This is a genomic window from Dialister sp., from assembly GCF_036343215.1.
Classification (GTDB): Bacteria; Bacillota; Negativicutes; order Veillonellales; family Dialisteraceae; genus Dialister.
On the sequence record NZ_JAZASU010000052.1, the window covers coordinates 1 to 12,745 of the forward strand.

General features: G+C 49.7%; 10 protein-coding genes, 1 tRNA gene and 2 pseudogenes. 5 read left to right on the forward strand and 8 right to left on the reverse strand.

Translation table 11 applies throughout. From position 1 onward, the window contains the following. From VZT47_RS07310 to VZT47_RS07325, 4 genes and pseudogenes are all read right to left on the reverse strand, one after another. A pseudogene (locus VZT47_RS07310) lies at positions 1-140 on the reverse strand (S-layer homology domain-containing protein); the annotation flags it as partial. 476 nt (positions 141-616) lie between these two features. Then, positions 617-1,495: a YitT family protein gene (locus VZT47_RS07315; RefSeq protein WP_330224315.1), complete on the reverse strand. Its 879-nt coding sequence runs from the start codon at positions 1,493-1,495 to the stop codon at positions 617-619. A gap of 51 nt (positions 1,496-1,546) precedes the next feature. Continuing rightward, positions 1,547-1,637: transfer RNA gene (locus VZT47_RS07320), tRNA-Ser, on the reverse strand. Between the two features lie 248 nt (positions 1,638-1,885). After that, positions 1,886-2,263, reverse strand: a complete 378-nt coding sequence (locus VZT47_RS07325; RefSeq protein ID WP_330224316.1) for a four helix bundle protein — start codon at positions 2,261-2,263, stop codon at positions 1,886-1,888. 378 nt (positions 2,264-2,641) lie between these two features. On the opposite strand from VZT47_RS07325, the gene VZT47_RS07330 reads away from it, so the two are divergent. The 3 genes from VZT47_RS07330 to VZT47_RS07340 are packed head-to-tail and all read left to right on the forward strand — an operon-like array spanning position 2,642 to position 6,948. Then, a complete protein-coding gene (locus tag VZT47_RS07330) occupies positions 2,642-3,583 on the forward strand; it encodes an AAA family ATPase (RefSeq protein WP_330224317.1) in 942 nt (313 codons plus the stop codon). Further along, positions 3,584-4,597 carry a DUF58 domain-containing protein gene (locus tag VZT47_RS07335; RefSeq protein ID WP_330224318.1) on the forward strand — a complete coding sequence of 338 codons (1,014 nt, stop codon included), beginning with the start codon at positions 3,584-3,586 and terminating at the stop codon, positions 4,595-4,597. Continuing rightward, on the forward strand, positions 4,594-6,948 hold the full coding sequence (locus tag VZT47_RS07340) for a transglutaminase domain-containing protein (RefSeq protein ID WP_330224319.1): 2,355 nt from the start codon (positions 4,594-4,596) through the stop codon (positions 6,946-6,948). The genes VZT47_RS07335 and VZT47_RS07340 overlap by 4 nt, the downstream gene beginning before the upstream one ends. A gap of 272 nt (positions 6,949-7,220) precedes the next feature. On the opposite strand, the gene VZT47_RS07345 is transcribed toward VZT47_RS07340, so the two are convergent. Genes VZT47_RS07345 through VZT47_RS07355 form a run of 3 tightly spaced genes read right to left on the reverse strand, consistent with a single transcriptional unit; the run spans position 7,221 to position 10,071 of the window. After that, positions 7,221-8,219 (reverse strand): ABC transporter substrate-binding protein, encoded by a 999-nt coding sequence (locus VZT47_RS07345; RefSeq protein WP_330224320.1) that lies wholly within the window; start codon positions 8,217-8,219, stop codon positions 7,221-7,223. Positions 8,220-8,269: 50 nt separating this feature from the next. Next, positions 8,270-9,022, reverse strand: a complete 753-nt coding sequence (locus tag VZT47_RS07350; protein ID WP_330224321.1) for an ABC transporter ATP-binding protein — start codon at positions 9,020-9,022, stop codon at positions 8,270-8,272. Continuing rightward, entirely contained in the window at positions 9,022-10,071 is a 1,050-nt protein-coding gene (locus VZT47_RS07355; RefSeq protein ID WP_330224322.1) for a FecCD family ABC transporter permease, read from the reverse strand. Before VZT47_RS07355 ends, VZT47_RS07350 begins: the two co-directional genes overlap by 1 nt. Before the next feature lie 352 nt (positions 10,072-10,423). Here VZT47_RS07355 and VZT47_RS07360 point away from each other — a divergent pair, with 352 nt between their 5' ends. After that, entirely contained in the window at positions 10,424-11,260 is an 837-nt protein-coding gene (locus VZT47_RS07360) for a hypothetical protein (RefSeq protein WP_330224323.1), read from the forward strand. After that, positions 11,247-12,056, forward strand: a complete 810-nt coding sequence (locus VZT47_RS07365) for a hypothetical protein (protein WP_330224324.1) — start codon at positions 11,247-11,249, stop codon at positions 12,054-12,056. Before VZT47_RS07360 ends, VZT47_RS07365 begins: the two co-directional genes overlap by 14 nt. Positions 12,057-12,484: 428 nt before the next feature. On the opposite strand, the pseudogene tuf reads toward VZT47_RS07365, so the two are convergent. After that, positions 12,485-12,745 (reverse strand): annotated as a pseudogene (gene tuf, locus VZT47_RS07370) (elongation factor Tu); the annotation flags it as partial.

The following is a 12,745-nucleotide window of genomic DNA, read 5'->3' on the forward strand; positions in this document are numbered from 1 at the left end:
ACGACGCCCTGGTCGGAGAGGTCGGAAACTGCCTGGAATGCCCAGTCATCCGGAGTAACATCAGAGAACGGGTTTGCTGCAAATGCAGAAACACCAGCGGTAAGTGCAGCTACTGCTGCGATTGCGAGAATCTTTTTCATAAGATACTCTCCCTTCGAAAAAATATATGTACCTGCCCTTTATTTTCGAAGGAGGGACTTCGTACTTCTGCGCGAGTGGCCGTGTTTCCTCTGCCATACTCCCTCTCTCCTTCCATTTTCCCAGGGCTGGAAAATGAGCTGTTGGTAACCTTTAGGATACTATAGGGTTTTGCTTTATACAATACATGGTTCATTAGAAAATGATTATTTATCCATAACTCTGCATAGTATATGCCTACATACATCCTATTTTCTCTTAACAGCACAAAAAGCGAAACCCGAATGGACTCCGCTTTGAATCGACTTTGTTAAGATACATTTATTTTACATTGCCATGACAGTAATTGCAACAGGAAATAGAAAAAATATGCAGTTTTGAATGTATTTCCAATTTCCTTCAAATTTTTAAATTTCCTTACCTAATGCAAGGGTGACCATCATTCATGACCAAGCCTTTCCGTAGGGAGGTAAGCTTGTCATTTCTTTGGAGTTCGAACCGTATTCGTCCCTTTGACTACCCCGCCCGAAACTTCCTGTACGTCGAAGACGGAGAGGAAAGCGGAAGGATCGATGAAATGAACCAGATCTTTCAATTTCTGTACTTCCAGTCTGTTGACTACGCAGTAAAGGACATCCTTATCATCCCGGAGAAATCCGCCCTGCCCATGGAGGCGGGTCACTGATTTCCTCATGCCGGTGACAATGGCATCAGAAACGTCATCATAATTATTGGTGACGATGAATACGCCTTTCGAGGAATCAAGGCCGGTAGAAACGGCATCGATCATGCGGGAGCAGATGAAGTAAGTAATAAGAGAATACATGGCGCTGTTCCAGCTGAAAACAAAGCCTGCCGCACCCAGGATGAAAAGGTTGAAGAAGAGGATGATATCCCCTACGGAGAAGGAACTTCTCCCGGACATCATGATGGCTACGATTTCCGTGCCATCGGTGGAACCGCCGCTCTTGATGACAATTCCTACACCAATCCCCATGATAATCCCGCCAAAAATAGTGGAAAGGAAAGGATCATTCGTCGCTGCCGGAAGTTTTTCCAGGTAAGAAGAGCAGAGGGACAGGATGACAATGGCATATATGGAATAAGCCGTCACCCGTTTACCCAGACGACGATAACCGATGAAGAAGAAAGGAAGGTTCAAAAGCACGATGAGTATGGAGAATGGAATTCCCGTCAGCGCCTGGACCAGAAGGGAAATACCGGTGACACCGCCGTCGATGACATGATTCGGAATCAGGAACAGGTTGAGGCCGGCAGAATAGATCGCTGCCCCTGCCGTCAGGCCTATGGCTTTTTTGAAGATTTCCGCATAATTCAGCTGGATTTTTTTGCCCATGATTTTCAATCCTTTGTCAAAAAAACCGCGGCAGTGCCGCGGAAACATGGCTGGCGGAAGAGGTGGGATTCGAACCCACGCACGCATCGCTGCGTCTGGCGGTTTTCAAGACCGCTCCCTTCAACCACTTGGGTACTCTTCCGTGTTGTTAAGTTAATAGTATTATTATATTTTAATTGAGGGAAATTGTAAAGGGGATAGAGACAATTGTGCTTTTCGTTCTTCGTTATTCGTTGTTCGTTCTTCGTTAAGGATATGGTTGGCTCCGCCAACCAATCTTTTTATATGGGCGGCCTTTGGCCGCTTGTCTTTTCGTCGCGAGCGGAACAGGAGCAGCTTTTCCACTTCGTTCTTTGCAGTCTGTTCCTCGTGACAGTACCTTTAAAGCATTTATAAACTATCCTTACTTTTCAGTGAAGCGATATAGGAAGTCAGCATCTGCCCCACTCTGTTGCTTAGATTGACAGCTGGTGTAATTTGTTCTTTAGTAAAGTAACCCATTCTGACTGTCAGGAGAAGCTGCGTAAGAAGTTCGGAATTAGAACCCCTCGCAAAATAAAGGTGTTTGACATAATCTTTAATGGATCCTCTGAATTGTCCTTCGGCTATATTTGATGGAATTGAAACGGCTGCTCTTCTCATCTGATCGCCTAATGCGAATTTTTCCTCGGCAGGTAATCTTCTGGTCAAATATGCAATCATCTCCGCCAGATCCATCGCCCTGTTCCAAACATCCAGATCCTGATAAGAACGTATAGATCCACTCATAGCAAAGACCTCCTTTAAAGCAAATTAAACGATTTATTTCCTTTATTGTACTAAAATTTATAAGCAAAAACTACATGATTTTCATTTCAATGTCGTTTTCATCCCCCCGCCATTAAACGACGAAGAACGATTACCTCCAACTGTCTCCAATCCCGTCCTTTTGAAGAATTGATGTCCCGGCGCTAACGGTTCTCCCCCCCCTGCCTGTCCACATTCCCCATTTATAACTCGTTGCCGCATCAGCGGCAACACCTTCACGAAGAACGAACAACGAACAACGAAGAACGATTACCGCCAACTGTCTCCAATCCCCCTTCCCATAAGTAGTATAATTATATATACCTACTTATAAAAAAATTTTTGAAAGAGGCCATAATTATGTCAGATAAAGAACTCATAGATTCTATCCTTTCCGAAACCGGCAAGGCAGTCCTTGGCAAGGATGAGGTGCTGCGGCGGATTCTCTGTGCCATCCTGGCGGGGGGACATATTTTAATCGATGATATCCCGGGCGTGGGCAAAACGACGATTGCCGTAGCTTTTACTCATGTACTGGGGCTGGATTACAGGCGGATGCAGTTTACGCCGGACGTGCTGCCCAGTGATATTACCGGGTTTTCCATGTATGATAAAAATTCCGGCACTTTCCGGTATATAGCGGGGTCGGCTATGACGAATTTCTTTCTGGCCGATGAAATCAACCGTGCATCGCCAAAGACCCAGTCAGCTCTTCTGGAAGTGATGCAGGAAGGAAAATTGACGGTCGACGGAAAAACGTATGCGGTCCCCCAGCCATTTATCGTCATGGCGACCCAGAATCCATTTGGTTCTTCCGGCACCCAGGAGCTTCCGGAATCCCAGACGGACCGTTTCATGATCCGCATTACTGTGGGATATCCGGAAAGGGACGATGAAGTCCGGATCCTGAATGGAAATACACGAAATCCGGCAGATACTCTTACTCCTGTGATTTCTCCCGCCCAGCTGATGGCACTCCGCGAAGAAGTTTCCAGAATTCATGTGGAGGACAGTCTTTATGGATACATGGTGGATATCGCAAGAGCCACCAGAAATCATCCGGATATCCGCCTGGGCATTTCTCCCCGCGGCAGCATGTCTCTTGCTGCCATGACAAAAGCTCATGCTTTGATGGAAGGCCGCCCTTATGCCACTCCGGACGATGTGGCTTCCGTTGCACCTTATACATTAGGCCATCGTATTTCCCTTTCCGGCGACGCCCGGTATGCCGGTAAGACTTCTGCTTCCGTTCTTTCTGAAATCCTTGCCTCCCTGCCCCTTCCGTCACTTCAGGAGGACTAAATGGGCCGGCTTTACTATCTGATTGTCTTATTCATCGCCTTTCTGATCATGGTGCTTTATGATCTTCAGGGAGCTTTTCTCCTGTCCCTGGTGATGATCCTGACGCCGCTCCCTCTTTATTTTCTGGAGCGGAAACTGGCGCCAAAACTCATCCTCACCCTCTCCGCCCCGAAATCGGTCCGCCGGGGAGAAAATCTGGAAGTGGCGCTGACCGTCAAAGGGCCATTTTCATTTCTTCTTGCTTCTCCCGATGCTTCTTTGAATGGCATCCCCTATGAGACCTATGAAGAAGAAAACGGAAAGTTGACTTTCTACTTCGAGAAAGAGGCTCTCCACTGTGGACGGGTGGACCTGGGAAAGCCTTCTATTTCCTGGACCGACCCCTTCGGACTTTTTCATTTCCATAAAGAAGCTGCTCCTTCGGACTGCCTGGTCTTCCCGAAACAGGTGGGGAATGCCGGGAGTATCCTCGAAAGCCTCCGCAGGCTTTCGGCGTCGGATGAAGTGGAATACTTTGGTGCCACGGAATACAACCCCGGCGACAATCCGCATCTCATCAACTGGAAAATCACGGCCCGGAAAGAGGACGTTTTCGTCCGTGATTCCTATCCCGCAGAAAGTGAGAAATTTGTCCTCGCCGCAGACTATGAGGAAAATGAAGAATACCGGGATATCATCGGCGATGCGCTCTATTCGGCAGGATTGGCCCTGCTTTCCGTGCCTTCTTCTTTCCGGTTTGCCTTCACCACGAAGGCAGGCCCCGTTTCCCAGATGATCCGGACAAGGGATGACTGGGAAGAAGCGATTCGTGGATTTCTCGAAGCCGGTCAGGCTCAGGCGCTCCGGGAAAGTCCTCTTTCTCCCTATGTGCCCATCGTGTACCTGACGGGCGACCCGGATCCTCCCGTTTCTCCCGTTCTGCACCCCGCCATCTGGTGTGTGGCTCCCGATGCGCCGCGGGCCATGCTTTCGGGGAAAGGTGAAATTTATGAAGCGCTGGGAGGCGGAAAATGATGAAAATTTCTCTTCTCCGTCCCCTCATCACAGCTCTCGGGGCCGCCGGAATTTCCGCCATTATTTTTTCCTACTTTGGAAACGGGGAATTCCTCTTCGCAGGAATCACTTTCCTCATCGTCCTTCTGGGAAATCTCCTTTTATCCTCGCTGGACGAGAAAAAGCAGTTTCCTGTCCTTGCCATTTTATTCATTATTCTTCTTTCAGGGCTCCTCCTCCTCAAAACGACCCTCACCCAAAGTGCCGTTTCCGCTTCCATTCCTCTCATGAATACCCTCTCCGAGCCTTATGACGTGGAAATGGAAATTCCAAAGCCTGCCATTCCCGCATCGGAAATGCCCGCGAAACTGGCACTATGCTTCTTTATTTCCTGGTTCTTCATAGCGGCTTCTATTTCAAAAATCGGAAGCCTTCTCTCGGGACTTATTTCCTTCTTTGCCCTGCTTCTGGGCTTCTACTATGGTTTGAATCCCGCGCCCCTGGGACTGATCCTTTCTGCCGCTTACATCATGACCCTTCCGGCCATATGGAAATCCCGGGGCCCCGGTCATCCCGAATTCGGCGCTTTCGGGGCAGCCCTTGTGCTGGGCATCCTGATCTCCCTTGTTTTCCCTGAAAACCGGTATCAGCAGCCTGCCATTTTCTCCACGCTCCAGGAAAAAATCGTGGAATTCGTGGACCCCTATGATCCTGTATTTCATGCAGGAAATGCCTATACCGGCATGATGAAGGGTTCTGCCGGTCATCAGAAGCTGGGCACTTCCAATGGCATTCACTATACGGGCCGAATCATCGCGGATATAGAAGCTCCGGAAATGCCGCATCGTCTCTACCTGCGAAGCTGGGTGGGCGGCGACTATGGAAACAATCAGTGGAAAGACCTGCCCGGGGAAAGCTATGATTCGGTGAAAATTCTTTTCTCGCAGAATCAGGGCGAATGGTATGACCAGAGCGCCTGGCTCATGGCCGTGATCGAGAGAAATCCCGCCCTCGTCCAGATGCTGGAAAACTACATGGACCGGAATGACCCGCTGAAAGGGAGAAAAAAGGAATTCGCCATCGATGCCCTCTATGAAAAGACAAGATTCCTCCTCCTTCCCTACGATGCCACCTTCGGCGCTCCCCTCTTTACCTATGACCGCGCCCCCGTTTCCCCGAAAGGAAAAGCCTACAGCACCTACATCTGGGACCTTCCCGCAGGACCCCTCCTTTCCATGATGGGTCAGGAATCCATCTCCGACGGATACTATCGGGTCTATGCAGGCGCCGAAAGCCGCTACAGCGAATGGGTATATAAACACTACCTGGAAATCCCGGAATCCGTAAAGGAAAGTCTTTCTTCTTTTGGAAATATTTCCACCGTCAAAACCCTGGCCGAAAAACGGCAGCGGGTGGAGGAAATCCGTGCCTTCCTGGCAAGGAACTATACCTACTCCACTGCCCCGGGACGGGTACCGGCGGGGAAAGATTTTATTTCCTACTTCCTGACGGAAAATAAAAAAGGCTACTGCACTTCCTTTGCCTCCGCCGGAGTCATGCTCCTTCGGGCCAGCGGAATTCCTGCCCGCTATGTAGTCGGCATGACGGCAGGGCCTGATGAAATCAAAGAAGCGCCTGCCCTTCCGGACGGACTTCATACGGTCTCCCTGAATGACCGGCATGCCCATGCCTGGGCGGAAGTCTATGTGGACGGACTCGGCTGGCGGCCCGTGGAATTCACCCCGGGTTATGAAGGAAATGAAAATCCCTTCCCCATCCCGCCCGACAAACAGAGAAACGAAAAAGGCGCCCCCGATGCGCCGCCGGATCCCAACAGCCCGAAAATGAACCCCGATGCCGGAAAACCGCAGCCCCGGGAAAGTGAGCAGCCAAATGGAGAGGGCCGGAATCAGCAGTCTTCCGGAAATCTGAAAGGACAGAATCCCCAGCAGATGACAGATTCTCAAAAACCACTGCCAAAAGCACTTTTCTTCCTTCTGTTTATGATGCTTGTCATCATCGGAGCTTTTGCTTACTACCTGACCTCCGTTTCCCGCATGATTTCCAAAGCTCCTAGAGACAAAGAATCCTTCAACCGCCTCATTGCTTACATGGAACGCCTCACCGCCTATGAAGGCATTCCCGCCAGAGGAAGCTACGAAAAGCAGAAAAAGCTCCTCACCGAAGACAAACGCCTTTCCGGTCTTTCCGAAGTGACAGACCTCCTCATCCGCTCCAAATACTCCGGAGCTCCCCTCTCTGCTGAAGAGAAAAAACGGGCCGCTGAGCTCGTAAGAGAATCCAGAAAGAACTGCATCGAGGACATGAGCTTCATGGAAATGGTGAAATTCAGAATCCTTCGGAAAATGTAGTACACAAAAAACAGCCTGTACATGGATGTACAGACTGTTTTTTAGTTCTCAGTGAGCAGTTATCAGTTCTCAACCCATTATGCGGCAAAACTGTATCAAAATCAGCCACGCACCTGTTCAGAATCCCTATAAATATTCGTCGCTGCCTCAGCAGCGACACCTTCCCGATATCCCCGTCCCCCGACATTCCCGAGAACCCCGATTCAAAAGCTTTCCTGCCTTATATGTATATGAAAAGGCGCCCACAAAGGGCGCCTTACAGAGATTATATTTTATTTCTTATGCATTTCTTCTGCCAGTCTTACCAGGGCATCTACCGTGCGGACGCCCGGGGTGATTTCAGACAGTTTGACTTTCACGAAGTGATCTTCTTTGATGGCCTTTACGCTCTGGAGCTGGGGATTGGCTTTCAATTTGGCCACTTTCTTGCCGAAATCGTCATCGTTTCTGTCGGAGGTATCATAGTCCACAATGATGATGTAATCCGGATCGGCCTGGACGAAGCTTTCCCAGCTTGTCTTGCCCCAGGTCTTGTCTACATTTTTACCGGCCATGACATTTTCCACACCGATGAGTTTGAGGATGTTTGTGGTATAGCCTTCAAAAGCAGTGAAGGGTTCGCCGTCATCGGAGTCGTAGACGAAGGCTTTTACCTTCGGCAGCTTGGAAATCTTGTCCTGCACGGCGGAGAGTTTCTTCTTCTGTCCGTCTACCCATTTCTTTGCATTGTCTTCTTTACCGAAGATTTTGCCGTATTCCAGCATATCCTTAAAGAGGGTGTCCAGGTTGGCATTGGTGTCCTGCATGGAGTCCGGTACAAAAATCGGGATACCGGCGCTTTCGATTTTTTCTGCCGGAATGCCTCTCTTCGTGAAGGGGACTTCCCAGCCCGTGACGAAGTCCGGGGATACGGACATCAGTTTTTCATAGGATGGCCATTTTTCTGCCAGTACCGGCACTTTCTTATAGGCTTCGGCCAGGGACGGATAAATGTCTTCTTCCTTGAAAGCGGTGCCTGCCATCTGGTCCTGAAGTCCCAGGGCCAGCATCATTTCGGTGGTGGCAAAGGACATGGAAACTGCTTTTTTCGGCGGAGCGGTAACTTTCATATCCACCGTTTTCCCATCCAGTTTTTCCGTCCAGGTGACTGCTACAGCTGCCGCAGAAGAAGCTGCTTTTTTAGCCGGTTCCCCGCCGCAGCCGGTCAGGAAGCTTCCTGCCATGACAATGCCCAGAAAGGCAGAGAGTAATTTCTTTGTTCCCTGTTTCATAGTATTTCCTCATTTCTATAAAAATACTGCTTTCGCAGTTAAAATATGAACTAGCAGTAAACAAAACGTTTCCCTTCATGCATGGAGGTATAGAAGGGCACTTCGAAAAGTTCGGACAATTTTTCTTCCGTCATCACTTCCGACGTTTTCCCATGGGCCACGAGATGGCCCGATTTCATGAGGATGGCTTCATCCGCATACCGGGCAGCCAGTCCCAGATCGTGAAGGACTATGAGTACGGTGCCCCGTTTCTTGAATCGGGTCAGGTGCTCCATGAGACCGATTTTATATTTCACGTCCAGATGATTCGTCGGCTCATCCATGAGGAGAAGGTCCGGCTGCTGGGTGAACGCTTTCGCGATGAGAATGCGCTGCTTTTCGCCGCCTGAGAGACGACCCATATTTCTTCCCCAGAGGGAAAGGGCCCCCGTCTCTTCCATCATGCTTTTCGCGATGGCCCGGTCTTCATCGGTATAATCCATAAATTTCTTCTTGAAAGGGTACCGCCCCATGAGCACCACATCTTCTGCCCTGAGGCCCGATGCCATACCCATTCCCTGCTGAACCATGACCGCCACGTGACGGGCATACTCCGATGGCGGCCAGTTTTCCAGTTTCTTTCCTTCATAGGAAACGGTGCCGTGGGAGGGAAGTCTTCTGGAAATATGGGAAAGGAGTGTCGATTTGCCGCAGCCATTGGGCCCGATGACGCAGGTAATGGCGCCTTCGGTGAGGGAGAAGGAAATATCATCCAGGATTTTCCGTTCGCCGATGGTATATGATAAATGTTCCACGTCCAGCATTATGTCCCCTCCCCGTAGCGATGTGTGACGATCCACAGGAAAATTGGTGCCCCTACGATACAGGTGAGGACGCCGATCGGTATTTCCTCCGGTGCAAAGAGAGCCCGGGAGAAAACATCGGCCCATACCATGACCAGAGCTCCCAGAACGGAAGAAAAGGCAATCATCCGTCCATGGGAAACGCCGCATAGACCTCTCGCCAGATGAGGCGTGATGAGGCCTACAAATCCGATAATTCCTGCTTTGGAAACAAGAAATGCCACCACAAGAGAAGTAATGAGGATAAGGAAAAGCTGGAACCGTTTCAGGTTCATTCCCAGAAACTGGGCTTCCCCTTCGCCCAGAAGGAGCAGGTCCAGATCCCTTTTGACTGCTGTCAACGCCAAAGCCATGAGGAAAACAACCAAAGCGACAAGAGAAAGGTCCTTCCACTGCATGCCTGAAAGGCTTCCCAAAAGCCAGAACATGGCGCTCCGCACCTGGGCTTCATGGCGGGCCCCATAAATGATCATCATCGTAAGAGATGAGAAAAGAGCAGAAATTCCCATCCCCACCAGGATGAGCCGGATCGGGCTCGTACTCTTTCCGCTGCACAAAATGACAATAGCTGTAGATAAGGCAGCCCCCAGAAACGCTCCGGCAGAAACGGAATAGCCTCCCAGGAATCCGAACCAGCCCCAGATGATGGCCGCCACGGCTCCTGTAGAAGCTCCTGATGAAACACCCAGCACATAAGGATCCGCCAGATCATTTCGCGTCATGGTCTGGAGAGCAAGCCCCGAAAGGGCGAGCCCCATCCCCGTCAGGGCCGCAAAAATCGTGCGGGGGATACGGATCTGCCAAAGAATCATGGAAGAAGAACCGTTTCCCATTTCCCCCGTAGAAATATAATGATGAATTTCGCTTAGCAGCTCCCCGGTACTCACGGAAACAGATCCGAACCGGATGGAAAGGATCATGGAAATCGCAAGAATGATTGCCAGCACCACCCAGAGAGCCCCGGTTTTCAATAAAGCAGGACTTCGCTTCACCGGCTTTTCATCATCCATTTCACACCTCCTTTATATTTAACTTTGTTTTTAACTTATTTTGCTCTCATATTATACCACATTATTTAATGTATAACTCATAATGCTTAATAATTCCTATTTCCGTCCCCTATTTTCTTCGTTATCGTAATGATCCCTGCCTGTGTATAATCCCCATAAAAAATTCGTCGCTGCCACTGCAGCGACACCTTCCCGATAGCCCCGACACGCCCGGGAACCCCGGTTCAAAAGTTACTTTCCCTTTAGTTTCCCTTCCGGCAATTCAGCTGTTTAAGCTGAAATCCCCCACAGCCTTCCTTCAAAATGATATAATAAATTTATATACCACTTGTATTTACGAAAGGTGATTCCAATGAAAATACAGAAATGGATGGCTGCTCCTCTTCTCTCAGCAGCATTACTGACGGGCGGAGTGGCCCATGCGGATTCCCTGGCTTTATCCGGCGGAGCAGTGCTGGACTTTGGTGAAAAAATCTCCGTTCTCGACGGGCAGCGTTCCTTCTTCGGCAGCCAGCTTCATGACTGGCTTTTGAAGCCCAATGCCGCCGAAAATGTACAGTCCTTCCTGGAAGGTGCTGAACTGGTACAGAAAGACGATCCTTCCGGCAAGGAACTTTCCGAAATGGCTGTTTCCATTCTCCGGAGCGGCAAGGTTTACCAGGTAAGAGCCCTGGACAATGACACCTACTATCAGGGCATGGTCGTTTCCCTTGCCGTAAGTGATGGAGATCTGCTCAAGGTGGCTCTTCTGAAGCCCTCCATTCCCTCAGAACCTGCAGAAACAGCAGAAAAATCACCGGCCCCTGTAAAGCCGTCCCTTCCTGCTGAAGAAACGGACGAAGCAAAACCGGCTGAAAAAGCAAAGACAGACAAAACTTCTGACAAAGAAGAAAAACCGACTACCCCTATGGAAAAAGCCCTGAAGGAACTGAAGAGCTCCATCAAAGTGGATGAGAAGTCCAAATGGGAAGAAGGCAATTTCAAAGATGGCGCCGCGTACCGGACCGCAGATGCCAAAGTTTCCCTCGCCAAAGACGGGTTTACCATTCCTGTCTATGTGAAAGGCATTATTTCCAGAGAAGACGGAAAGACGGTCTACACCATTTTCGCAGCAGACCAGGCATCGGGCAATTATTTCCGGCCTGTCTTTAACAAAGCGCTGAAAGAAGCAAAACATGACAAGAAATAAAATCGCAGCCCTTGCCCTTTCCTTCCTGCTTCTGACAGGCGGACCGGCTTTCGCTGAGGACAAGCCCCCGGAAAGCAGCGGCGAGCCGGTCAGGACTGAGGAAAAATCGCCCCTTTCAAAAGCAGGCCTTTCCATGCCTGCCATTCATTCGGAGCTGGCCGATGAAAGTCTGCAAAAGGTCTCCGAGCTCCCTACGGCGGAAATGTCAGGGTCCATCCTGAATGCCATAGAGCTGCCCAAAGGAATGACCTACGAACCCTTTGATTTCCTCCCTGTTTCCATGGACAATTATGGCGGCCTCCTCACCATGAAAGGGAAGAAATATACCGGAACTGCTATTGCTGCCGGCGCTTCTTTCAAAGGAAAGGCATCGGACGAATACTTCGGCGGTATGTTCCTGCCCCATGGCTACACTCAGGAATCGGCAGGAAAAATGCTGAATTTCAATATAGGCCTTCTCAAAATCGAAAGTGCCATGAATGAAATCTTCCTGAATACCATGAAGGAAGTGCGGAAGGAAACAAAGGAACCCATCCCCTATAGTTTCTTCGCCCTCTCCATGCTGAATGTAGAGCAGCTCCATAAAGTGAAGGAAAGGCCGAAGACCTACTCCTTCTCCCTCCGTCCCACCCTTTCCATAGACGGCTTTGTGGTGCCCCTCTTCGTCCGGGGCTTTGCTTCCAAAGTGGATGACACCTACCGTTTCCTCCTTCTTGCGACTTTTGACAGCCAGAAAGACATGGTCAGCTTCGAGGGACTTAAGCTCATCAATGAGCCCCTCATGGATATTAAATAAATAAGCGCCCTCCGGGGCGCCTTTTTTGTTCCGAAAATTTTGAAATAACCATAATACAAAGAGTAAACTGTCATCCCGATTTACTTTTGAATCGGGAGTATCTGGACTATCGGGAATCACTTCGGGGTTGTCGGGAAGGTGGCGGCCTTCGGCCGCAAATTTTTATATTTCAGCCTTCGGCCCTTAGCGATACAGGTAAATTTTTTCCCATTCAAAGCTTTCATCGATATGTTTCACAATTCCCATCAATCATCCGCGCCCCATCAGCGGCGCCGCCTTCCCGAGAGCCCCGACACTCCCGAGTCTCCCGACAGCCTGGATGCAAAAGCTTTTCATCCTGTATTTCCCATAGCAAAAGAGCACAAAAAAGAACTCCTCACGAATGAGGAGTTCTTTCTATTTCCGAAAAGTCAGAATTGTATCAAAGATTATTTTGCAATCTTAGCTACAACGCCTGCGCCTACGGTACGGCCGCCTTCACGGATAGCGAAACGCTGGCCTTCTTCCATAGCGATCGGGGTAATGAGTTTTACTGCCATTTCGACATTATCGCCAGGCATGCACATTTCAGTGCCTTCCGGCAGGGTGATGTCGCCGGTTACGTCGGTGGTTCTGAAGAAGAACTGCGGACGATAGCCGTTGAAGAACGGGGTATGACGGCCGCCTTCATCTTTGGTCAGTACGTATAC

Coding starts and splice junctions, on each gene's coding strand:
- VZT47_RS07315 (WP_330224315.1), bottom strand. CDS start 1,495: ATGGGCAAAAAAATCCAGCTGAATTATGCGGAAATCTTCAAAAAAGCC.
- VZT47_RS07325 (WP_330224316.1), bottom strand. CDS start 2,263: ATGAGTGGATCTATACGTTCTTATCAGGATCTGGATGTTTGGAACAGG.
- VZT47_RS07330 (WP_330224317.1), top strand. CDS start 2,642: ATGTCAGATAAAGAACTCATAGATTCTATCCTTTCCGAAACCGGCAAG.
- VZT47_RS07335 (WP_330224318.1), top strand. CDS start 3,584: ATGGGCCGGCTTTACTATCTGATTGTCTTATTCATCGCCTTTCTGATC.
- VZT47_RS07340 (WP_330224319.1), top strand. CDS start 4,594: ATGATGAAAATTTCTCTTCTCCGTCCCCTCATCACAGCTCTCGGGGCC.
- VZT47_RS07345 (WP_330224320.1), bottom strand. CDS start 8,219: ATGAAACAGGGAACAAAGAAATTACTCTCTGCCTTTCTGGGCATTGTC.
- VZT47_RS07350 (WP_330224321.1), bottom strand. CDS start 9,022: ATGCTGGACGTGGAACATTTATCATATACCATCGGCGAACGGAAAATC.
- VZT47_RS07355 (WP_330224322.1), bottom strand. CDS start 10,071: ATGGATGATGAAAAGCCGGTGAAGCGAAGTCCTGCTTTATTGAAAACC.
- VZT47_RS07360 (WP_330224323.1), top strand. CDS start 10,424: ATGAAAATACAGAAATGGATGGCTGCTCCTCTTCTCTCAGCAGCATTA.
- VZT47_RS07365 (WP_330224324.1), top strand. CDS start 11,247: ATGACAAGAAATAAAATCGCAGCCCTTGCCCTTTCCTTCCTGCTTCTG.